Here is a 23,388-nt window from a genome sequence, read left to right as displayed (position 1 = left end):
CGCCATGTCAGTCAACGATGATGTTGAAGGTGGCACCGCTTTCGCGAGCAGGCTCGCTCCCACAAGGTTCTTCAGCGTTCAGCAGATTACCAACGCATCCGCACTCCAAGGCTGCCGATAATGCCGTTCAGGTCATTGTCATCCACATCGCTGCTGTAATCGGCGCTCATGTACAGGCTTACCGCCGGTGTGACCCGCGCCACCAGTCCCAAGCCCAATTCCACTGTTGAAGACTTGCGGCTGCTGCTGATCTTGTCGACCTGATCGAGGGTCACCGTGCTGCCGGTGTACACCGTGTGCCAAAGGTTGGTGCGCACGTAGGGTTCAACAGGCAACCCGTTCAAGTCATAACTGCCTTTCAATCGCGCACCGACACGGCCACTCCACGCGGTCAGGTCGGTCGACGAGGCGTTGCCCGAGCCTGCATAAGGCGCGTCGAGGCTGATGCGCTGGTTGATCAGTTGCGCCTGTGGTTCGACCACCCAGTTGTCACTCAAGCCGATCGGATAACCGCCTTCAACGGAAAAGGTCATCGCGTTGCCTTCGGTGGCTTGCCGATTGCCTTGCGGGGTCCGACTGAAACCGCTGACCCGACCGCCGCTGGCCGACAGGTCGACGTGCCAGCCCTGCGCTCCGACCAGGCTGTAATAGGCGCCAAGGCTCTGGCCTTGCAGGTTGAGGCTGTCAGTGTTGCGGTCGGCGAGGGCACGTCGGGTCAGCGCACCATCGGCATTCATCTGAATCTGATTATCGCCGCCGATCAGACCAAGGGTCTGGGTGGCACCACTGCTGCTTTTCAACGTGACCACCGCCGGGCCTTTGAACTCGCCGCCAGGCATCGCGTAACCGGAGGACAATGCATCCGTCTGCGCGCGCCGGGCGCTTTTGCCGTAGAGCTCGTCCCAGGCAGACGGGGCAAGATCTTCGGTGATCAGGCGCGAACTCTGCTGACTCAATGGCAGCGGTCCGGGCGTTATCACGGTCACTGGCAAGGTCATCACAGGGACATCGGCGCGATACCACGCGCGTTCATCCGCCGAAAATTCCGCATGCGCCTCCATGGACGAGCACAGCAACAGCGAACCTGACACTGTGCAAAAGGTGATTTTCAATTCATGTGGGGTCAGTGAAGTTTTCATGGAGGTCTACCTTGCAAGCGCATGCGTCATCTCGAGTTTGGCGTCTCTCCTACCCCGAACGAGGGGCGACCGAATAGAGCGGGGCGAACCGCGGCTGCTCGATTTCGCGAGTGCCGGAAGGTCAGCCCCAGTAGTGATTCCGGGGGTAGTAAGGTAGAGATAAGAAGAGCGATGCTCGCGCGTCAAGAAAATGCACGATGAATGGCGCGCTTAAATCAGCAACCGCAAGCGTTTGTTTTTCTGCACATAACTAAGTGCTTGTTTGCATGGAAAAACGCTTGCGAAGGGTGCATCTGACGGTTTTTTGCCGCCGACGAAAGGTCCTTCCGAGCGGTTATTGCCGGAACGACCTGTCATTGGATGGCTGTCAAAAATGCAGCTAGAGGTGCACTTCAACCGCCAAGGGAAGATGATCCGACAAATGCGTCCATGGCTTGTTGCCGAGAATCCTTGGATCGTGGCTACTGGCATTGCGCAGGTAAATCCGGTCCAGGCGCAACAGCGGGAAACGCGCCGGATAGGTTTTCGCCGGGCGCCCATGATGACGTTCAAAAGCTTCGTGCAAATAGTCGCGACGGGCGAGGGCGGCGTTGCCCTGCAACTGCCAGTCATTGAAATCACCGGCAATGATCACCGGCGCATCGTCGGGCAGTGATTCAAGCAACTGGCAAAGCAGCTGCAACTGCAATTGCCGATGGCTCTCCAGCAGACTCAAATGCACACAGATCGCGTGCACCTCGGCATGCCCGGGCACATCAAGAATGCAGTGCAACAGGCCGCGCCGTTCAGGCCCGGTGATCGACACGTCGAGGTTGCGGTATTCGCGGATCGGGTATTTCGACAGCAGCGCGTTGCCGTGGTGGCCGTCGGGGTAAACGGCGTTGCGGCCGTAGGCAAAATCGCTCCACATACTGTCGGCGAGGAATTCGTATTGCGAGGTCTGCGGCCAGTCGTTGTAGCGACTCGAATGGCGTTCGTGTTCACCCACCACTTCCTGCAGAAACACCAGATCGGCCGAGGTACTGCGCATCGCTTCGCGCAGCTCCGGGAGAACGAACCGCCGATTCAGCGCGGTGAAGCCCTTGTGGGTGTTGACCGTGAGTACCCGCAGGCGATGAATGACTGGCGCGTCGACCACTTGACGCTTGGGATCGCTGGACACGTTCACTCCTCTGAATTGGGCCATGCCTGTTCATGCGACTGGTTTGAGGGGGTGGCAGTTCCTTCCGATGATTCACTGCTGGGCCAATGTGGGAGCGAGCCTGCTCGCGAAGACTTCATCACGTTCAATACATCTGACACATGACACACCGCTTTCGCGAGCAGGCTCGCTCCCACAGGTATTGTGAGCTTCCGCCGTTCAGAAGAAGACGATTTCATACGGCAAGCGCATCCGCTCCAGCAGCACCGGGGGCAGCAGCGGGGCGATGCCGATGGCCGGTTCGCCCTTGAGCTGGCTGGCGTAGGCGTGGGTGGCGTGGCTCTTGCGCGCTACGGTCCAGGTGTCGAGACGCAGCTTGCGCGCGCGTTCCCAGGGAATCATGCGCTGCTCGCGCTCCGGCCAGTGCCAGGCCCACACCGGCACATCGTGATAGGTCGCCCCGGCCTTTTGCGCCGCGTCGAAACTGGCGCGGCCGACCACTTCATGATCCGGCGGGCCATCCTTGCGCCAGGTACTGAACACTACGTCGCCCGGTCGCAGGTAGCGGCCGATGAACTCGGTGAGCTGGCTTTGCTGATCACTCAGTGCGTTGTCGGTAAAGCCGCCGCGCACCCACTTCAGGCTGTGCATGGGCAGGCCGAGGCGGCGCAGGGCTTCGACGCTTTCCTGCGGGCGGAACACACTCAGACGTTGTTCCGACCATTGCCGCGAGCCGGGGTGGCTGGCGCTGCCGTCGGTAATCGAGAGCAATTGCAGGGGATGGCCAAGGCTGGAGAGCAATTGCAGCAAACCGCCGCAAGTGACCACTTCATCGCCCGGATGCGGGGCGATGACCACGGCGCGGGCGCCGGCGGGAACCAGGCTGTGGGTGTTGATGACGGGAATATTGTCGAGTTGCGGCGCGCTGTTCCAGATCTGTGCTGGCAGGCCGTGTTCGTTGATCAATGACGATTTCATGAGTGCGACGTCCTTGTGGTATCTCGCCCTCAGTCGTGAACAGCCAACGCTGATCGCGGCCCGTGAAGGCAAATGAATAGCAACTGTGCAGTGCTCCAACCCTTGGATTACTGCGAAGCAGAGTATTGCTCAAGACAGCCGATTCGTCGCGTCACAGATCGATCTGATCCGTATTTTTTTATTCCAGCTGTGCCAGATTGCGCAGAAAGTCACCTAATCCGCCCTTGGCCCGACTGTCCAGACGGGCGCTGGTGTGCACTTGCGGACGGTGGCTCCAGGCGATATTCGCACCGCTGCGCTCCAGCGCACGCACCAGTTGCACGTCCTCGTCACAGGTCAGCGGTTTGAAACCGCCGGCCAGGCGATAAGCCTCGGCGCTGACACCGAGGTTGGCGCCGTGAATGTGCCGATGGCCATCGCGCGCCTGATAATGGCGGTGATAGCGAATCTGCGCCGCTTCATCGATCGATTCGTGCCAGTGCTCGACGGTCACCGTGCCGCACACTGCGTCCGCCTCCAGTCCCAGTTGCGCCGCCAGCCAGTCATCGGCGACGCGGCTGTCGGCGTCGGTACAGGCGATCCAGCGGGCACCGCGCTCGAGCAGCAGTCGCGCACCGGCGGCTCGGGCTTCGCCGACGTTGCGTGCGTCGATCTGCAGGCTCAGCACCGGATAAGCGCTGACGATCTGCGCCGAGGCGTCGCTGCAACTGTCGAGCACCACCAGTATTTCCACCGGCTCGCCGCCCAGTTGTGCATGCTGGCTGGCGCGCAACGCTGCACGCAGGCATTCATCAAGCAGCGCCTCTTCGTTGTGCGCCGGAATCACGATACCGATCAACGCAAGCCCTCCAGTGCCGCCACCGAGCGTGGCTCGCGGCTCCACATTTCGAGAATGAAATCCGCTTCCTGATGCAGCACCAGACGCGGCAAAGCCAATTGATCGTGAATCTGATCGTGGACCTGTCGTGCATTCAACGGGCAGCCCTCGATCGGCGGGCGCCAGTGGCAGGCCAGCAATTGGCCGTCGGCGGTCAGTGACTCACTGATCCGGCGGATCATTTCTGTCAGATCTTTTTCGTCGAGGTAGTAGCCGATTTCGCTGAATACGATCAGGTCGAATTTTTCCTCCGGCCAGTCAGCCGGAAGGCGGCCCTGACGGACTTCGGCATGCTCGAACACGCTCAAGCGCGTACGCGCCAGCTTCACTGCCGCGCTCGCCGTGTCGCAGCACAACAGGCGGTCGCAGCGCGGAGCCAGTTCTGCACTCAGTTCGCCGTTGGCGCAACCCGGTTCGAACACCGACCTGTAGCGCGGACGCGGCAGGGCGGCGAGGGTGATCGCGCGTTTGCGCTGCTCGTACCAGCGCTGGCGGAACGCCCATGGGTCGTCATTGCCCGCGAACAGGCCGTCGAAATAGCGGTCATCGACGCTCACAGGAACACCACTTCAAAAGGTTGCAGCAAACGATCAAGCACATAGGGCGCAAGCACCGGCCCGAGCCCGACGTCGCGGTCGCCTTCCAACTGGCTGGCGAACGCGTGGGCCGCGTGGCGTTTGCGCGCGATGTGCGTGGGTGACAGAAGAATCTTGCGCGCGCGTTCCCATGGTACCGAGGCGTCTTCCGGGGTTGCCCAGTGCCAGGTCCAGACCGGAAGTTCATGGCAGGTCGCACCGACGCGTCGCGCCGCCTCGACACTGGCGCGGCCGACGGCCTCATGATCGCTGTGGCCGTCCTGGCGCCAGGTAGTGAAAACCACATCATTGGCGTGCAGATAACCGGCGATGAATTCGCTCAACCCGGTTTCCTGAGCCGCCACTTGGGTGTCGGTAAACCCGCCGCGCAGCCATTTCAGGCTGTGCATCGGCAAGCCGAGGCGGCGCAGAGCTTCGGCGGATTCCTGCGGTCGCACCACGCTCAAGCGTTCGACCGTCCAGCGTTGCGAGCCGGGGTGACTGGCGCTGCCATCGGTAACCGAGATCAATTGCAACGGCCGTCCGGCTGCCGCCAGCAACTGCATGATGCCGCCGCAACCGAGCACTTCGTCATCCGGATGCGGCGCGATGATCACCGCCCGCGAACCCAGCGGTACCAGGTCAAGAACGTCGATGGCGGGCAGTTCGGCCAGACGCCGCGAACCCTGCCATTGCTGCAGTGAAGTGCCCTGGCCGACGATCGGGTTGTCCTTCATAACGCCCAGACCTCGCAGGATTGACCGGCAATCCGCTGGCCCAGCGCAGCAAGGTCGCGCTCGGCGTGACTCTGGCGCAGAAACACCGGCAAGTCGGCACTCAGTCGCGCAAAATGCCGATCCTGACAAAACGGCCCGGCACCCAGCGCCCGCCCGACTTCACGCATGACCTGTTCGGCAGACTGTTCGACCACCGCGCGGGCGCGACGGGCCAGCAGTTCAGCGTCAGCCTCAGGCTGCGCATCGATTTGCAACGCGCTGAAGCGCAACACGTCGGCCGCTGCTTGCAGTGCTGTGTCAGTCGCACCGAGATGGGCGAGGGCGTGCGGTTCATCGCGTTGCGCGCAATGCTGACGCAGCCCTTCGGCAATCCGCCGTGAAGCGCCGTACCAGCAAGCCGCGATACCGATCCCGCCCTGCCAGAACCCCGGCCGTTGCAGGTAATCACCGGGGTTGCCAATGGCCTGCGCTTCGGCGTTTTCAAACAGCACTTCGACGCTGCCGGTGGCCGCCATGCCCACGGCTTGCCAGCCCTGATCGGTGATGGTCACGCCAGGTTGATCGAGTGCGACTGCAACCAATTGCTGCTGATCATCAGCGTCCCACGCAGTGAGCAAGGCGTGGCTGAGCACCGCCGCGCCAGAGCACCAGGCCTTGCGCCCGTTCAGCATCACCATATGCCCGGACGGCGTGACTTTCACCCGTGCCTGCGGCGGTTCGGCGGCCCACATGCCCCACGTGCTGCCCGGGGTTGGCGTACCGCCCAATTGCTCGATGATCGCCAGAGCGTCGGTGTGGCCTTCATAGAGTTTGCACAGCCCAAGATCGTGTCCGCCCACCTCCGATAGACGCTGGAAGCGCTCCAGCGTGTGACCGCTGCCGGGCAACGGCAAGCGGTCGAGGCCGGCCTCGACCATTGCCCGCAGGCAACGGCCGAGGGCATTGGTGTCGGCGTAATCTGGCGGACGGCGAGCCAGATAATGTTGAAAGTCCATATCAATCTTCTTCGTCACGTTGCAGTTCGAACAACAGCAACGAACGCCCGGTCACCGAATACTCGTGACCGAATTCGAAGCGTTCCTGGCCGCGAATCGACGGCTGATTGGTATCGATCATGCACGTCCAGAAGCCACCATCCGGTACTTCCGGCAGGGTGAAGTTGACGATGTCATGGTGTGCGTTGACCACCAGCAGCAGCGTCGCGTCGGCGCCTTTGCGACGGATGCCGGTTTCCTGCGCGCGACCGTCGAGCAGCATGCCGAGGCAGCGATTGTGCGCATCGTGCCAGTGCTCGGTGGTCATTTCGGTGGCGTCTGGTGCCAGCCAGGTCACGTCCTTGACGCCGATATCTTCGTTGTACTCGCCGACCAGGAAGCGTCCACGACGCAGGATCGGATAAGTCAGGCGCAGCTTGATCAGGCGTTTGACGAACTTGAGCAGGGCCTTGCCGTCCTCGCTCAGGTCCCAGTTGACCCAGCCAATCTCGCTGTCCTGGCAATAGGCATTGTTGTTGCCGTCCTGCGTGCGCGCGAACTCGTCACCGGCGACGATCATCGGCGTACCTTGGGCCAGCAGCAGAGTGGCGAAGAAATTGCGCATCTGCCGGTGGCGCAGAGCGTTGATTTCCGGATCGTCGGTCGGGCCTTCGACGCCGTGGTTCCACGACAGGTTGTTGTTGCTGCCGTCCTGATTGTTCTCGTCGTTGGCTTCGTTGTGCTTGTCGTTGTACGACACCAGATCGTTGAGGGTGAAACCGTCGTGGGCGGTGATGAAGTTCACCGACGAATACGGCCGGCGCCCACGCTGGTTGAACATCTCCCCCGAAGCGGTCATGCGGCTGGCGAAATCGGCGAGCTGGGCGTCGTCACCTTTCCAGAACGCACGCACGGTGTCGCGGAACTTGTCGTTCCACTCAACCCAGCCCGGCGGAAAGTTGCCGACCTGATAACCGCCGGGACCGCAGTCCCACGGCTCAGCGATCATTTTCACCTGACGCAGCACCGGGTCCTGACGGCAAGCGACGAGGAAGCTGTGGCGCTCGTCAAAACCATCGTGATAACGGCCAAGAATGGTTGCCAGGTCGAAGCGGAAACCATCGACGTGCATCTCACTGGCCCAGTAGCGCAGGGAGTCAGTGACCATTTGCAGCACGCATGGGTGACTCAGGTCCAGGGTGTTACCGGTGCCGGAGTCGTTGATGTAGTAGCGCTTGTCGTCGGGCATCAAGCGGTAGTAGGAGGCGTTGTCGATACCGCGCATCGACAGGGTCGGACCTTGCTCGTTACCTTCGGCGGTGTGGTTGTAGACCACGTCGAGAATGACTTCGAGATTGGCATCGTGCAGGTGCGCGACCATTTCCTTGAATTCGGCAATCTTGCCGCTGGCCAGATAACGCGGGTCCGGGGCGAAGAACGCGATGCTGTTATAGCCCCAATAGTTGGTCATGCCCTTTTGCAGCAGATGCTGATCGTTGACGAAGGCGTGAATCGGCAGCAGTTCGACAGACGAAACACCGAGCTTGCGAATGTGCTCAAGCACGTCGTCGACCATCAAGCCGCCAAAGGTGCCGCGCAGGTTTTCCGGCACCGAAGGATGACGCATGCTGATGCCGCGCACGTGGGTTTCGTAAATGATGGTCTTGTCCCACGGCACGCTGACGCGATGGTCATTGCCCCAGGTGTGGGCCGGGTCGATGACCTTGCACTTGGGCACGAATGGCGCGCTGTCACGCTCGTCGAAACTGAGGTCGACGTCGGGGTGGCCGATGGTGTAGCCGAACAGCGCCTCCGACCATTTCAGCTCGCCGACCAATTGTTTGGCGTAAGGGTCGATCAGCAGTTTGTTGTGGTTGAAACGGTGACCATTGGCCGGGTCATAAGGACCATAAACGCGGTAGCCGTAGATCAAGCCAGGATGCGCATCCGGCAGGTAGCCGTGGTAGATCTCATCGGTGTATTCCGGCAGCTCGATGCGTTCGAGTTCGACTTCGCCGGCATCGTCGAAAATGCACAGCTCGACCTTGGTGGCGTTGGCGGAAAACAGAGCAAAGTTCACCCCCAGACCATCCCAGGTCGCACCCAGCGGGAAGGGCAGGCCTTCACGGATTCTCGACGGCTCGGCGTGCGCAGCGGGTTCGGCTTTCTTTGGACGGGTCATGATTGCTCCTGCAAAAAAACGGGACAGTTCAGGCAATGAGATTTCCTTGTGGGAGCGAGCCTGCTCGCGAAAGCGTCGGTACATTCGACGTTTTCACCAACTGACCTAGCGCTTTCGCGAGCAGGCTCGCTCCCACAGGGTGGTGTGTTTTGCCCCAAGAAGGGCTTTCTTCGGGGCGCAAGAGCCCCTTGTGGCGAGCACGCTCGCCACACAGTCATTCAGTTCAAAAATGGATCGGATCAGTTCGCCGGAGGCTTCTTCGCGGCTCGCGGCTTTTTCTCGGCAGCCTTTTCGCCCGGCGGGACTACTTTGGCCGTGGCCGCAGGCTTGGCTTTCGCCGCTGGTTTGGCTTTGGCGGCTGCCGGTGTCTTGCCGTCGGTGCTTTTCGCTGTTGCCGCTGTAGTCTTGCCAGCCACTTTGCTGCCAGCCGCCTTGGGTGGCTTCTTGGGTGCCAGCGCTTCGGCCTCGGCCAACTTGCGCGCCATTTCCCAATGACGTTCTTCGTGGCCTTCAGGTTTCCCTTCCGACTCCCAGATCTGATAGGCGAATTCGCGAATGCGTTTATCGTCGGTGCTCATCGCAATGCTCCTGAACTGAACTCATGCTTGTGTTAAGTGTTGGATAAAGAGATTGACCGGGACATCCCCCAGCGCTTCGCTGACATTCAGCTCCCTGTTGTGTGTGACTACGCTGCTAGCAAAAAGTCCCTTCAGGTTTGCATCCGAAGCGGCAGACGGTAAAACCACCCGCGTATCGCCCCAGCGCAGCGCATCGACCTGCGGGATGGCACTGTTTTCCAGCAACGTTGCGCAACGCACCGGCACTACGACAATGGCCCGCGCGCCTTCGTGTTCACGCGCGAATGCCAAGACGTTGTGCGCCTGACTGCCCAATACTTCCAATGGCTGGTAATCGCCACGGCGGAACAGCTCGCCGTGTTCCTTGCGCAGGTTCAACACCTCACTGATCAGCGCCTGTTTGATGCGCCCGTCACGCCAGTCCTTAAGCAGCTCGGTACCCGGCACGGATGCCTGCAACGCTTGCTCGCGTGCGGCGTAATCCACCGGGCGGCGGTTGTCCGGGTCTACCAGACTGAAGTCCCAGTACTCGTTGCCCTGGTACAGATCCGGCACACCCGGCACGGTCATGCGCAGCAAGGTTTGCGCCAGCCCGTTGAGCGCGCCGGCAGCGGCGATGCTGTTGACGGTCTTGCTCAGCGCCGCACGCAGCAACTCGCCTTCTTCACCGGTCAGCAGCTTCTCCGTGAAAGCCTGGGCCGCGTTTTCATAGGCTTCATTCGGCGCGCTCCAGCTGCTTTGCAGCTTGGCTTCGCGCAGGGCTTTCTGTTGCCACTGCCAGATGCGCTTGGCGTAATCGGCGAAACCGGCCTTGTCGTCGTCCTGCAGGTCCAGCGGCCAACTGCCGAGCAATGCCTGATAGAGGATCAGTTCGTCGCCAGCGGAAGGCGCGTCATCTTCGATGCGCACCGGGCGGGCGAGGGCGCGCCACAGTTCGACCTGATCGGCGTACCAATGGCTGCGCTCACTGAGTACGGCCAGCCGGGCGCGAGTGTCTTCACCGCGCTTGTGATCGTGGGTGGCAGTCGCCAGAAGGTTGTCGGGAAACTCCGTCATGCGCTGTTGATTGACTTCGTGGAACTCGCTGACCGGCGCACTGAATTGCTCGGTGTTGTAACCGACATCGTTGCGCGACAACAGCACCGCCGAGCGATACAGCGCAGTATCTTCCACGGCTTTGGCAGCTGCGGGCGAGGTCAGTTGCTGGAACCGCACGCAGGCATGCTTGAGGATCTTGCGCGAGCGCCCCCGTGGCTTGCGGCGCCATGGCGTGCCGCCAAGCCAGCTGGCGACCGAGTCGAGCACTGGCCAGTCAGCTTCGCTGAGGGTCTGCCGCGCACCGTCCATGGCGTGCAGGAAAATCGCTTCGTCCTGCTCGGAACGGCCCATCGCGCTGATGTAGGTGCGATAAACCGGGAAGTGCACGATCAACGCATGCAGCACGCGGCGAATCGCGCCCAGGGTCAGGTCGCGGGTCATCAAGTCATCACGTGCTACCTGATGCAGCGCCTGGGCAACACTTTCGAAGTCGCTGGCCAGCGAACCATTGAGGATTTGCTGACGGGCCAGTTGCGCTTCTTCCATGAACGCTGCCGGGCGCTCGGTGCGGCGCTGCCAGAGTTCGCCGAGGACATGTTCGCCGTCCGGGTCGTGTTGCAGCAGCGACAGCTGATTCATGAACTCGTAACCGGTGGTGCCGTCGACGCTCCAGTCGCGGCGCAGGGTTTCGCCCTCGCCGAGGATCTTCTCGACATAGATCGGCAGATGACGTCCCGGTGCCAAGTGATCCAGACGCCGACGCAACTTGCGGCAGTAGCCACGCGGGTCGGCGAGGCCGTCGATGTGGTCGATGCGCAGGCCGTCGACCAGACCTTCTTCAACCAATTGGAAGATCTTGCCGTGGGTTGCTTCGAACACTGCCGGGCGCTCCACGCGCAGACCGCCAAGCTCGTTGATGTCGAAGAAGCGCCGCCAGTTGATGTCGTCCGCCGCCGTGCGCCAACTGGCCAGGCGATAGCTTTGCCGCTCGAGCAACTCGTGGAGCTTGTGGAAGCCCTCGTCAGTGGTGGAATCGTATTGGGCGACATTGCTTTCGATGGTGGCCAGAACACGCGGATCGCTTGCCAGCTCTCGCAACTCCTGCTTCAGCGGGATCGCCAGCGAGTGAGCATCGGTCTGGTAACTGAGCGTACTGAAGCGATCTGCCAGCGATTTCAGCGTGTCGTCGGACTTGAGCAGCTCGCCATAGTTGTTCGGGCAGATCGGGAAGTGGTGGTCGTAATGCTCGACGTAAAAAGTCCCGGTCTGCGCGTTGAATTTGAGCTTGAGTGTGCCTTCCTGCAACGCCACCCCGTAGTCACTGCCAAGAAACGGCAGCAGCAATTGGCCTTCCATCAACGGGTCCGGCGAGTGCCACTGAATGTCGAAGAATTCGCCGTACGGACTCAGGCGTCCCCATTCCAGCAGGTCGAGCCACCACGGGTTGTCATTGCCGCCCACGGCCATGTGGTTGGACACGATGTCGAGAATCAGCCCCATGTTGTGTTCACGCAGGGTGCTGACCAGTTGGCGCAATGCCGGCTCGCCGCCCAGCTCCGGATTGACCTGGGTCGGGTCGACCACGTCGTAGCCATGCATGGAACCGGCGCGCGCCGCCAGCAGTGGCGAGGCGTAGATATGGCTGATGCCGAGTCGGGCAAAGTACGGCACCAGTGGCACCGCTTGTTCGAGGGTAAAACCTTTATGAAATTGCAGGCGCAACGTGGCGCGCAGTGGCTGGATTTGCTGTTGATTCATTGGTCACGCTCAGAGGCTTGAAGGCGCGCGCAGGCCAGCAGTTCCAGGCGGCGGGCGGCATCGGGGCCGTCCAGCAACGCTTCGCTGGGACCGGGCAAACGTCGCGACCAGTTCGGATGTGAATCGGTGGTGCCAGGCAGATTCGGCTGTTCATCGATACCCAAGGCATCTTCCAGCGGCAGCAGTACCAGCGGCGCGCGGGTGTGGCCGAGGAAGCGCACACTGGCATCGACCACTTGATCGGCTTCGTGGGACTCTTCGCGAAAGTTTTGCGGATCCTGACGCAGCGCATCGCGCAGGCCTTCGCGTTCACGCTCGCGATGCCGGCGCCAGTCGATTTCGCCGTTGGCATCGACCAGACCGAGGCGCGCGTTCCAGTCGATATCGCGGCCATGCCACCAGCCATTGAGTGTCGGCAGGTCATGGGTGCTGGTGGTGGCGAGCGCGTCATCCGGCCAGTCGAGAATCGGTTTGAAGCGGGTATTGTCCTGTTCGAACAACAGCACGCGCATGCCGAGAATCGAGCGCGCGGCGAGCTTTTCCCGCAGGCCTTCCGGCACGGTGCCGAGGTCTTCGCCGAGCACGATGGCTTGATGCCGATGCGACTCGAGGGCCAGCAGACGCAGCATGTCGTCGAACGGATAATACAGATAGGCGCCATCGGCCGGGGCGGCGCCGTTGGGAATCACCCACAGGCGTTGCAGGCCCATGACATGGTCGATGCGCAGGCCTCCGGCGTGGGCGAAGTTGGCCCGCAGCATCTCGATGAAGGCACGGAAACCGTTGCGGATCAACCCTTCCGGCGAGAAGGCGGAAATCCCCCAACCCTGGCCGCTGCGATTCAGGATGTCCGGCGGAGCGCCTACGGTCAGCGAAGCGAGCAATTCATCCTGGAAACTCCAGGCCTGACTGCCGGCACCGTCAGCACCGACGGCGAGGTCGGCGATCAGGCCAATGCCCATGCCGGCGCTGCGCGCGGCAGATTGAACGCGCTCGAGGCAGCGATGGATCAGCCATTGGCAGAAGGCGAAATAACCGATGCGCTCGGCATATTCTTCGGCAAAAGCGCCCAGCGCCGCGCCGCGCGGGTCGTGCCAGTGCTCCGGCCATTCGCGCCAGTCGAGGCTTTCGCCACGGGCCGCGCGCATTTCCTGAATGGCTTCGAAGCGACAATGATTCTCCAGCGCTTCGCCACCGGCATGACGGAAACTGGCGAAGTCGGCGTGCAGCGGATGCTCGCCAGCGACGAAACCATCATATAAGGCTTGCAGCAGTTTCTGCTTGGCTTGGGCGGCGGCAGGCCAGTCGATCAGCTTGAGATTTTCCAACTGGTCGAACTGCGCGGCCAGGCCACTGGCATCGATTGCGTCACGCAATGCGCGCTCGCCGAGAATGCTGCCCGGCGCTGCGTACAGTGAATTGAGAAACAAGCGGCTGGACGGCGAATAAGGGCTGTAGCGGCCATTGTCTGAGCTGAACATCGCGTGCATCGGACTGATCGCCAGCGCATCGGCGCCGCGTTCACCCGCTACACGAACCAATTCCTCCAGCGCCTGGGTGTCGCCGAAACCACCGTCACCCGGACGGCGCAGCGAATACAACTGGGCGCTCAGACCCCAGGCGCGCGGGATCGGGCTATCGACCGCATCGCCAACGCTGAAACAACGCTCAGGCGCCACAGCGAGAGTGAAATACTGATCGCCGATGTGCACTTGCTGGTAACCGACCGGAATCAAGCCGGGCAACATGGCTTCGTTGTCCAGCTTGAGGTTCATCTGCGAGCCGTCTTCAAGATGAATCTCGCAGGGCGTCTCCGGTGTGAAGTAGCGACTCAGGTCGAGGGCAACGCCAACGTCGCAGGTCAGCAGGGGCGGCAGATGGCGGTCTTGCTGGACTTCTTGCAGTTGCAACAGGCTGGCATCGATTTCTTGCGCGGTGCTGGCGGGGTGGCCGAGTCCGATCAGGACATTGCGCAACACAGCGGGAGCGACTTTTTGCTGACGCCCGTTGGCGTCGATCCAGTCGACGGCAAGGCCGGCTCGACTGGCGAGTATTTCCAGTTGCGCATCGCTCATAGGCGCTCTCCATCCAGGGGGTGCAAAAGGGGTGCGGCCGTGAGGCTGACGAGCGCTGTGTACGCCGGCAGTTGGTTCGGGTCCGACAGTTCGATCGCGGCTGGCTGTTGAAACAGCCACTCCGTATCGGTCTGTGCAGGGTTGACCACTGGCGTGTCACTGAGGTTCAGGTCAATTCGCAGCTCACTGCCGTTGCCCAGCCGCCAGCGCGCGCTGACCGCTCCATAGCCGAGCATTTGCGCGCCCAGAGCCTGGGTCCCGGAGAGATGAGGAATGATGTACTGATGGCGCAACTTCAGCAGTTGCCGGTAGAGCTCTTGGGTCTGCTGTTGCAATGGTGTACCGCTGCCGGACAGTCGCGGCTGCGAAGCGTGGAAAGTGCTTTCGGCATTTGGATCAGGGATCTGTTCGCGCTTGTGCGGATCGGTAAAGGCACTGAATGCGGCGAACTCGTTGCGCCGACCTTCACGCACCAGTTCCGCCAGTTCACCGTGGTGGCTGGTGAAAAACAGGAACGGTTGCTCGGCGGCAAACTCGTCGCCCATGAACATCAGCGGAATCATCGGCGACAGCAGCAACAACACCGTCGCCGCCTGCACCGCACGCGGGTCGGCAAGCTGATGCAGACGTTCGCCAAACGCGCGGTTGCCGATCTGGTCATGGTTCTGCAGGAACAACACGAAAGCGGTGGAGGGCAGATGTTCGCTCGGCTCGCCCCGAGGTTCGCCATGGCGAGTGATGTGGCCCTGGAACACGAAGCCCTGACTCAGGCAGCGCACCAGTTGCTCGGTGGGCTGCGCGGCATAGTCGGCGTAATAGGCGTCGGTTTCGCCGGTCAGCAGCACGTGCAACGCGTTATGACCGTCATCGTTCCATTGCGCGTCGTAATCGTTTTCCAGCAGGCTCGACTGGTTCAGCTCGTTTTCGACGGTCAGCCAGACGTGCCGGGTCGGGTCGATCTGCTGGCGAATGCGCCGGGCCAGATCGCTGAGGAAATCCGGGTCTTCAATTGCGTGCACCGCATCCAGACGCAGGCCGTCGAAACGGTATTCGAGCAGCCACATCAGTGCATTCTCAATGAAGAACTCGCGCACTTCCGGGCGGCGGAAATCGATCGCCGCGCCCCAAGGTGTGTGCTTGTCCTCGCGGAAAAAGCCTTTGGCGTAACGATGCAGATAGTTGCCGTCGGGGCCGAAGTGGTTGTAGACGACGTCGAGAATCACCGCCAGGCCATGGCCGTGGGCGGTGTCGATCAGGTGTTTGAGTTGTTCGGGGGTGCCGTAGGAGGCTTGAGGCGCGTAGGGCAGCACCCCGTCGTAACCCCAGTTGCGATCACCGGGAAATTGCGCCAGCGGCATCAGTTCGATCGCGGTGATGCCCAGCGCCACCAGCCGCGCCATATGCTGTTCGACTTCGGCAAATCCACCGAGCGCACCGACGTGCATCTCGTAAATCACCGCTTCGCTCCACGGCCGACCATTCCAGGTCGTGTGCCGCCATTGATAGGCATGGGGGTCGACCACCACGCTGTGGCGGTCAAGGTCACCATCCTGCGCTCTGGAGGCCGGGTCCGGCACCTCCAGTTCGCCATCGATGCAGTAACGGTAGCGACTGCCCGCCGGGCAATTGGCCTTGATTACAAACCAACCGTCGCCCTGGGGCAGCATGGGCAACGATTTTCCATCTTCCAGTTCCACACTGACGTAGAACGCGTCAGGCGCCCACAACGCAAATTGCGTGTGCTCGGCATCCAGCATGATCGCGCCGTGGGGCCAGGTTTCTTGGGTCCTTGACGGCATTTTCTGCAACTCCCTGGTTATTTGTGGCTGGCTTTACCCAACGCCTTGGCGACCAGTTGTTCGTAAAGTTCGGCGTACGGTTCAACCGCTTTGCTCCAGTTGAACGGTGCAGCCATGGCCCGGCAACGCATGGCATTGAGCAATTCCGGGAAGGCGAAGACCTTGAACGCGCGGCTCAGGGCTTCCTTGTAGCTATCAACGGTGGACTCATCGAAGAGGAAACCGGTGACGCCGTTTTCAATGGTGTCGGCCAGGCCGCCGGTGTTGCGCGCGACCGGCAGCGAGCCGAAACGCTGGGCGTACATCTGGCTCAGGCCGCAAGGCTCGTAGCGCGACGGCATCAACAGGAAATCGCTGCCGGCGAACATGCGTCGTGCATCGGTCTCGTTGAAGCCGATGCGCACGCCGATCTGGCCAGGAAAGCGCAGGGCCAGTTCACGCATGGCTTGCTCTTCTTCCGGCTCGCCGCGACCGATGATCGCGATCTGACCACCGTTCTGCACGATGAACTCGGACACCGCTTCGGTGAGGTCCAGACCTTTCTGATAGACCAGGCGCGAAACCACGGCGAACAGCGGACCGGTGGAGTCATTCAAGCCGAACAACTCACGGACATGGGCGGCATTGACCGCTTTGCCTTCCCAGTCGCCGATGGCGAACGGGGCAAACAGGTGCGGGTCGGTCGCCGAATCCCAGCTCTCGTCGATGCCGTTCGGGATACCGCTGAGCAGGCCTTGCTGGGTCTTGGCGGCAAGGAAACCGTCGAGGCCGCAACCGAAATCAGGCGTGGTGATTTCCTGCGCATACGTCGCGCTGACCGTGGTGATGTGGCTCGAATAGGCCATGCCGGCCTTGAGGAACGACATCTTGCCGTAGAACTCCATGCCTTCCTGTTGCAGGGCATGGGTGGGAATCCCCAGCTCCGGGCAGGAACCGAGGCTGGTCACGCCCTGGTAGGCAAGGTTGTGAATGGTGAACAGCGTTGGCGTGCGCTGCCCGCGCCAGTGCATATAAGCGGGCGCGAGGCCAGCCGGCCAGTCATGGGCGTGCACCAGATCCGGGCGCCAGTGGATTTGCGCAAGGTTGGCGGCGATGTCGGCAGCAGCCAGGCCGAGACGGGCGAAGCGGATATGGTTGTCCGGCCAGTCGCGACCGTTGTTGGCGCCGTAAGGGCCGCCTTCACGCTCGTAGAGTTCAGGGCAGATCAACACGTAGATCACCAGGCCATCGGGCATGTCCATGCGCCCGATCTTGCAAGGTGGCAGCGCGGCGTGGCCACCCAGCTCGCCGATGATGTGAATCGGGTTTTCGCTGTGCACCACTTGCGGATACCCGGGAATCAAAACCCGCACGTCATGCAGGTGGGCCATCGCCCGGGGCAGGGCGGCGGAGACATCACCGAGGCCACCGGTCTTGACCAGATCGGCGATCTCAGAGGTCACGAACAACACTTTTTTCTTGTTGGGATTCTGGCTTGCTACCGGAGCAAGCGTCTTGGTGCCGGGTACGTTGATCTGTCGGCTGCCGGGAACACTGATGGTGCTCGATTCTCCAAGCGACTGGTGAGCACGCTCTCCCTGAATATCCAATGCCGCACTGATCATATGTATCTCCCGTGTGTGATCTGATTCTTGTCTCGAACAAGCTGTTTCGTGGCCAAGTCCTGTGGCCGGGCGCAAAGGCGCCACGCATCGGTGAGCAAATGCTGACCCAACACGCGCAAGCAGAATGGGTGGTGAGGCCGTTGCAAGGATTACACCAGTCGCTTTCGCCCAGTTGTTCTGATGACCTGTGGCGTGAAGCAAAAGTTTCGACTTTTTTTCGTCGGTATGACCGAGTGGTTTGGCCACTGAAAAATCAGTCTAGGCCAGATCCTAGAGCGGGTTAGGGCAAATGGGTAAATTGTTCGACAATCGGTTGTGTCGGGATGTTAGCGAGGGTTCAGGAGGGAAAACGCTCCGACGAAGGGCATGTTTTTTGGACGGAGTGGGCCAACACAGTGACTGGGTAGTCACGGTTTTGTGCTAGGGGAAGGGCGAGTTGCACCGTTGTGGTGCGAGCGTATTGCAGAGTGGTATCTGAGATGACCTCTTCGCGAGCAGGCTCGCTCCCACATTGGAACGCGTACAACCTGTGGGAGCGAGCCTGCTCGCGAAGAGGGCGGTTGAAGCAACTCAACTTTAAAGTGATGGGCTCAGTTCAACAGACGCACCGGCTCCCCAGCTGCCCAACCCTGAATATCCTCGATCATCTGCCGGAAGAACTGTTCGTAATTCTGCCGGCTGACATAGCCCACATGCGGCGTGGCGAGGACATTGTCCAGCGTGCGAAACGGGTGCAGGGCCGGCAAAGGCTCTTGCTCGAATACGTCCAGCGCTGCCCCGGCAATGCGCCGTTTCTGTAGCGCCTTGATCAACGCCGCTTCATCGACGATCGGCCCGCGAGCGGTGTTGACCAAAAGCGCGCTCGGTTTCATCCAGTCCAGCGCCTGGGCATCAACCAGACCGCGACTGCGTTCACTGAGCACCAGATGCACCGACAGTACGTCGGCCTGCTCGAACAGTTGTTGCTTGCTGACGTACGTCACGCCGGCCTGTTCAGCGCGTTCGGCGGTGAGGTTTTCGCTCCAGGCGATCACCCGCATGCCGAACACCTGACCGAATTGCGCGACCCGCTGGCCGATGCTGCCCAAACCGAGAATACCCAGGGTCTTGCCATGCAGATCGCCGCCGAGGCCCTGCTGCCACTGGCCGGCCCGCAGCGCATTGGCTTCCTTCACCAGATCACGGGTGGCCGCCATGATCAGCGCCCAGGTCAGTTCCGGCGCGGCGTGTTTGTAGCTATCGGTGCCGCAGACCTTGATGCCCAGAGCTGCTGCGGCCGGTATGTCCAGCGCGGCATTGCGCATGCCGCCGGTGGCCAGCAACTTCAGATTGGGCAAGCGCCCGAGCAAATCGGCGTCGAAGCGCGTGCGTTCGCGCATGACGCAGATCACCTCGTACTTGCCAAGGCGCTCGGCCAGTGTGGCGTTGTCGGCCGGGTAATCATGCACAAAGGTTACTTCACCGATGCCCTCGAGCGCGGACCAGTCGACCACGTCGCGGGCCACGTCCTGCCAGTCATCGATCACTGCAATCTGCACCGTCATCGGCTTGCCTCATCAAGGAGCGGAAGGAGTCTTGCCCAGCCAGCCAAGCAGCGCCTGATGGAATTTCTCCGGTTCTTCCATTTGCGGCGCATGACCCATGCCCGGGAATTCAATCAGCGTCGACTGCGGAATCAGCTTGGCGACCTGTTTGCCAAGCACCTCGTAATGACCGATTTTGGCTTTCACTTCCGGCGGCGCGAGGTCCTTGCCGATGGCGGTGGTGTCGGAGGTGCCGATCAGCAACAGGGTCGGCATCTTCAGGTCTTTGAACTCGTAGTACACCGGCTGGGTGAAGATCATGTCGTAGATCAGCGCCGAGTTCCACGCAACCTGGGTCTTGCCCGGACCGTTGCTCAGGCCGGCGAGCATGTCGACCCAACGATCGAATTCCGGCTTCCAGCGGCCGTCGTAATAGGTGGTGCGCTCATAGTCGCGAATGCCCTTGGCCGTGACCTTCAACTCACGCTGATACCATTGATCGACGGTGCGATACGGAACGCCGAGGGCTTTCCAGTCTTCCAGACCGATCGGGTTGACCATTGCCAGTTGATCGACCTGCTCAGGGAACAGCAGCGCATAACGGGTGGCGAGCATGCCGCCGGTGGAGTGGCCGAGCAGGGTGGCTTTCTGAATGCCCAACGCCTTGAGCAATTGCTGGGTGTTGGTGGCCAGTTGCTGGAAGCTGTATTGATAGTGCGCAGGTTTGCTGGAGGTACAGAAACCGATCTGGTCCGGCGCAATCACGCGGTAGCCGGCGTCGCTCAGGGCTTTGATCGAACTGTCCCAGGTCGCTGCGCAGAAATTCTTGCCGTGCATCAGCACCACGGTGCGGCCGTTGGCCTTGCCATTGGCGGCGACATCCATGTAACCCATTTGCAGTTTCTGGCCCTGGGATTCGAAGGCGAAGTGTTTAAGCGTGTAGGGGTATTGGAAGCCTTGCAGCTCCGGGCCGTAGGCAGGCCCTTCGGCGGGGGCGGTTTCAGTGGCTGCGTGCGCCATTAATGGCAAGGCAGCGCTGAGGACGAGGCCGGGCAGCCAGCGGGAAAGCGTGACGGACATAAGCACAAACTCCTTGAAAATTGGCCGACTCTGGAAGGTCGGGATTACGCCGACGTTAAACAAAGGCAATCACACTGAGGGTTGGTTCAACCTAGCCAGCCAAGTGTCAGCAAGGCCAGCACGCCATAGCGCGCGCCTTTGGCCAGCGTCACGATCAACAGAAAGCGCCCGAGCGGTTCGCGCATGACGCCTGCTATCAAGGTCAGCGGATCGCCGATCACCGGCAGCCAACTGAGCAGCAGCGACCAATGCCCATAGCGCTCATAGTGCTTGCGTGCCTTGGCCATATGCCCATGGCTGACCGGAAACCAGCGTCGATCCTGAAAGCGCTCGATGCCACGGCCCAGCCACCAGTTGACCAGCGAGCCGAGTACGTTGCCCAGCGTCGCTACCGCGAGCAAACCCCACAGCCAGTAACGCTCGCTGACGATCAGGCCGACCAGCAGCGCCTCGGACTGCAACGGCAACAATGTCGCCGCGCCAAACGCAGCAAAGAACAGGCCGAAGTAGGCTGCCCCCATCAACGGGCCGGGTAGTCCGCCACCACCACGTCGGCGCCGTCCTTCTTCAGGCCGATCACTTGGTACGCATCGCTCATGCCGTCCATTTCCATGCCCGGCGAGCCCATTGGCATGCCCGGTGCAGCCACACCCAGCAGATCGTCGCGCTTGCTCAACGCAAGCACCTGATCGGCCGGCACATGGCCTTCGACGAATTTGCCATTGATGATCGCGGTGTGGCAGGACGCCAGACGCGGTGGTACGCCGTGCTGCTGTTTAAAGCTGCTCATGTCGCTTTCGACGTGATCTTCGACTTTGAAGCCATTGGCTTCGAGATGGCTGATCCACTTTTTGCAGCAGCCGCAATTGGCATCGCGGTGCACTTCGATCGGGATCAGTTCGGCGGCTTGCGCCAGGGAGGAGGTGAACAGGGCGCTCAGGGCGAGCAGACGCAGTTGGCTTCGCATGGGAATGGGCTCTCGACTCGGTGTAGGTCAGCAAGAACGCATTTTGACCGGTTTTTCCATCCCGGCATCAACTGAGTGTTTCCAGTTGCTACAAGACAGCCGAACCAATGTGGGAGCGAGCCTGCTCGCGAATGCGGTTGACCAGCCGCAGATACAGTGACTGAAAAATCGCTTTCGCGAGCAGGCTCGCTCCCACAGGGGATTGGCGTAAAGGCCGAAATCCCCGTGGTCGCGGTTGGCTTAACTGACCTTGAACCGCCCCATGATCGCGCTCACGCGGCTATTGGCTTCGAGCAACTGGCGGGTATTCAGCTCGCTGGCCTGGCCGCTCTGCACCAGTTCATCGACCATGTGGCGAATCTGCACCATGCTGCGGTTGATCTCTTCGGTCACTGCGCTTTGCTGTTCGGCGGCGGTGGCGATCTGCGTGCTGAGGCTGTTGATATGGCTGACCGAACCGGCCATTTCGTCCAGCCCCGAGTTGACTCGGGCGGTGGCGTCAGCAGCGGACTGGCAACTGGCCTGGGTGTTTTCCATGGCGCTGACCGACGAACTCACGCCTTGGGTCAGACGGGTCAACATTTCGTTGATTTCCGAGGTGCTGGCCTGAGTGCGGGCGGCGAGGGCGCGGACTTCATCCGCCACCACCGCAAAGCCGCGACCCTGTTCACCGGCACGTGCCGCCTCAATCGCCGCGTTGAGGGCGAGCAGGTTGGTCTGCCCGGCAATCGCGCCGATGACGCCGAGGATTTCGGTGATGCGCTGGGCGTCCTGCTGCATGTTTTCAACTTTGTGTGTAGCGCTGGCCACTTCGTCGATCAGCGCGACCACGCTGTTGGTCGCTTCACCCACCACGACGCGCGAGCGGTCTGCGTTCTCATTGGCACGCTGGGTGAATGCAGCGGTTTCAGCGGCGTTTTGCGCGACGCTTTCAGCAGTCGAGCTCATTTCGTTGATGGCGGTGACGGTCTGATCGGTTTCCGAAGCGTGACGCAGCAGAATCTGGCCGGTATGTGCCGAGGTGCGCTGCAGGTTGTCGAGGCTGGAAGCCATGGCGCCGGTGGCCTGGGTGACTTCGCCGATCATGTTCTGCAGATAGGCGATGAAGGTGTTGACCGAGTGACCGATGGCGCCCAGTTCGTCTTCGGCGCGAATGGTGATTCGGCGGGTCAGATCGGCGTCTCCGCTGGACAGCGAGTCAATGTTGGCCTTCAGCGCTTTCATGCGCAGCACCAGCTTACGAATCGCGTAAACCTGCAACAGCACCAGCAGGATCACCAGCGGAATCTGGATCAGGCTGAGGCTATGGAGCACGTCATCGCGCTGGGCAGTGAGCATCTTGGTCGGCAGGGCGGTGGCGAGGAACCACGGTGTGCCCTCGATAGGGCGCATGAAGAAGGTGGCATCTTCACCGTTGTTATCGAACTCGACGCGTTGCGCTGTATCGCGATTCTGCAGGCCGGTCTTGATCTGATTGACGAAGGTCGAGCTGGCCGCCAGTTCGCTGATGTTTTTCAGCACGATCGGGCCGCTGATGCGCGAGCTGTTGCTGATGATCTTGCCGTCCGCCTCGACGATGAGCATTTCGGCGTTGAGGTCCTTTTCCTTGCGCGCCACCAAATCGTTGAAGAAGCCCAGGGTCACGTCGATGGTCGAAACGCCCCAGGCGCTGCCGTTCTTGTAGATCGCCATGGCGCAGTTGGTGCGCGGCTCGGCGCTGGCGTCGTCCTTATAGGCAGCGGCCCACGCGCACTGGCCGCGCGGAGTGGCCATGCCGCCCTTGTGCCAGCTCTGGTCGTAATAGTTGGGCGCCGCATCGCTGTTCCAGAACGTGTTGACCTTGAGTTGGCCAGAGGCGTCACGGTGCCAGAAAGTGCTGAATTTGTTGCGCCCGGCTTCACGCTGGCCCGGTAACGGCCAGATGCCGCCGCCGAAGACTTTCAGCTCGCCATACTGATCCACCAGCCCTGGCAGCACCACGTCGATGGCGGCGCTGTCGAGCAGTGGGATGGTCTGGGTGATGCTGCGTTGCTGCGCCTGGACCTTGTTCAGTTCGCCCTGAATCTGCACGGCGACTTCGGCGATGCGGTTGAGCACGACCTTCTCTTCGGTATCGCGCAGGGTCGGTGCCACCAGTTGGCTGATGCCGACCACGGTCAGCACGGACAACAGCAGTATGAACAGAATCAGAAACAGCGTGTAGCGAGCCTGAATAGTGCGCAGTGCGGGCATGGAACTGATCCTTGAGCGGCTTTTTTGTTGGAGGGCAGAAATAAAACAGGGCGGGTATCACAGCGTATCGTCGTTGCGGGCGGAAGCTTTAGGTGCTTGCGCGCCGAAACAACGCTGGGCGATGACCGGTT

Annotated in this window: 17 protein-coding genes and 2 pseudogenes; all 19 read right to left on the bottom strand. The window is 61.3% G+C overall.

What is annotated here, in order from left to right; translation table 11 throughout:
* Window positions 1-86 precede the first annotated feature (86 nt).
* Window positions 87-1,139, bottom strand: coding sequence for an autotransporter domain-containing protein (locus ACV8MC_RS20425; RefSeq protein ID WP_457263239.1), 1,053 nt, complete (start codon window positions 1,137-1,139; stop codon window positions 87-89).
* Between the two features lie 379 nt (window positions 1,140-1,518).
* The gene (locus ACV8MC_RS20420; RefSeq protein WP_056786852.1) at window positions 1,519-2,301 is read right to left on the bottom strand and encodes an endonuclease/exonuclease/phosphatase family protein; all 783 of its coding nucleotides are present in this window, start codon (window positions 2,299-2,301) and stop codon (window positions 1,519-1,521) included.
* A gap of 198 nt (window positions 2,302-2,499) precedes the next feature.
* On the bottom strand, window positions 2,500-3,258 hold the full coding sequence (locus ACV8MC_RS20415; RefSeq protein ID WP_056785811.1) for a PIG-L deacetylase family protein: 759 nt from the start codon (window positions 3,256-3,258) through the stop codon (window positions 2,500-2,502).
* Window positions 3,259-3,436: 178 nt separating this feature from the next.
* Window positions 3,437-4,096 carry a glycosyltransferase gene (locus ACV8MC_RS20410; protein WP_457263236.1) on the bottom strand — a complete coding sequence of 220 codons (660 nt, stop codon included), beginning with the start codon at window positions 4,094-4,096 and terminating at the stop codon, window positions 3,437-3,439.
* Window positions 4,093-4,692 carry a class I SAM-dependent DNA methyltransferase gene (locus tag ACV8MC_RS20405; RefSeq protein WP_252887904.1) on the bottom strand — a complete coding sequence of 200 codons (600 nt, stop codon included), beginning with the start codon at window positions 4,690-4,692 and terminating at the stop codon, window positions 4,093-4,095. The genes ACV8MC_RS20410 and ACV8MC_RS20405 overlap by 4 nt, the downstream gene beginning before the upstream one ends.
* On the bottom strand, window positions 4,689-5,447 hold the full coding sequence (locus tag ACV8MC_RS20400; protein ID WP_150635385.1) for a PIG-L deacetylase family protein: 759 nt from the start codon (window positions 5,445-5,447) through the stop codon (window positions 4,689-4,691). Before ACV8MC_RS20400 ends, ACV8MC_RS20405 begins: the two co-directional genes overlap by 4 nt.
* On the bottom strand, window positions 5,444-6,442 hold the full coding sequence (locus ACV8MC_RS20395) for an acyl-CoA dehydrogenase family protein (RefSeq protein ID WP_150635384.1): 999 nt from the start codon (window positions 6,440-6,442) through the stop codon (window positions 5,444-5,446). Before ACV8MC_RS20395 ends, ACV8MC_RS20400 begins: the two co-directional genes overlap by 4 nt.
* A gap of 1 nt (window position 6,443) precedes the next feature.
* Window positions 6,444-8,603 carry a glycogen debranching protein GlgX gene (gene glgX, locus ACV8MC_RS20390; protein ID WP_457263234.1) on the bottom strand — a complete coding sequence of 720 codons (2,160 nt, stop codon included), beginning with the start codon at window positions 8,601-8,603 and terminating at the stop codon, window positions 6,444-6,446.
* 239 nt (window positions 8,604-8,842) lie between these two features.
* Window positions 8,843-9,181 (bottom strand): DUF2934 domain-containing protein, encoded by a 339-nt coding sequence (locus tag ACV8MC_RS20385; RefSeq protein ID WP_095179950.1) that lies wholly within the window; start codon window positions 9,179-9,181, stop codon window positions 8,843-8,845.
* Between the two features lie 21 nt (window positions 9,182-9,202).
* Window positions 9,203-11,977: a malto-oligosyltrehalose synthase gene (locus ACV8MC_RS20380; protein WP_457263232.1), complete on the bottom strand. Its 2,775-nt coding sequence runs from the start codon at window positions 11,975-11,977 to the stop codon at window positions 9,203-9,205.
* Entirely contained in the window at window positions 11,974-14,052 is a 2,079-nt protein-coding gene (gene malQ / locus ACV8MC_RS20375; RefSeq protein WP_095179954.1) for a 4-alpha-glucanotransferase, read from the bottom strand. Before malQ ends, ACV8MC_RS20380 begins: the two co-directional genes overlap by 4 nt.
* The gene (gene treZ, locus ACV8MC_RS20370; RefSeq protein ID WP_457263230.1) at window positions 14,049-15,851 is read right to left on the bottom strand and encodes a malto-oligosyltrehalose trehalohydrolase; all 1,803 of its coding nucleotides are present in this window, start codon (window positions 15,849-15,851) and stop codon (window positions 14,049-14,051) included. Before treZ ends, malQ begins: the two co-directional genes overlap by 4 nt.
* Window positions 15,852-15,868: 17 nt before the next feature.
* Complete coding sequence (glgA, locus tag ACV8MC_RS20365; RefSeq protein WP_016774645.1) at window positions 15,869-17,455, bottom strand: glycogen synthase GlgA; 1,587 nt, start codon at window positions 17,453-17,455, stop codon at window positions 15,869-15,871.
* 590 nt (window positions 17,456-18,045) lie between these two features.
* Window positions 18,046-18,999, bottom strand: coding sequence for a D-2-hydroxyacid dehydrogenase family protein (locus ACV8MC_RS20360; RefSeq protein WP_457263228.1), 954 nt, complete (start codon window positions 18,997-18,999; stop codon window positions 18,046-18,048).
* 12 nt (window positions 19,000-19,011) lie between these two features.
* Complete coding sequence (locus ACV8MC_RS20355; protein WP_457263227.1) at window positions 19,012-20,058, bottom strand: alpha/beta fold hydrolase; 1,047 nt, start codon at window positions 20,056-20,058, stop codon at window positions 19,012-19,014.
* A gap of 86 nt (window positions 20,059-20,144) precedes the next feature.
* A complete protein-coding gene (locus tag ACV8MC_RS20350) occupies window positions 20,145-20,579 on the bottom strand; it encodes a YqaA family protein (RefSeq protein WP_056785840.1) in 435 nt (144 codons plus the stop codon).
* Window positions 20,579-21,025, bottom strand: a complete 447-nt coding sequence (locus ACV8MC_RS20345; protein ID WP_236168868.1) for a DUF411 domain-containing protein — start codon at window positions 21,023-21,025, stop codon at window positions 20,579-20,581. The genes ACV8MC_RS20350 and ACV8MC_RS20345 overlap by 1 nt, the downstream gene beginning before the upstream one ends.
* Window positions 21,026-21,265: 240 nt before the next feature.
* A pseudogene (locus ACV8MC_RS20340) lies at window positions 21,266-21,793 on the bottom strand (methyl-accepting chemotaxis protein); the annotation flags it as partial.
* Window positions 21,794-22,174: 381 nt separating this feature from the next.
* A pseudogene (locus ACV8MC_RS20335) lies at window positions 22,175-23,257 on the bottom strand (cache domain-containing protein); the annotation flags it as partial.
* Window positions 23,258-23,388: the final 131 nt, after the last annotated feature.

The sequence above is a fragment of the Pseudomonas sp. PK-RTE-24 genome (assembly GCF_054052265.1).
This window is presented reverse-complemented; position numbering and strand designations above follow the sequence as displayed.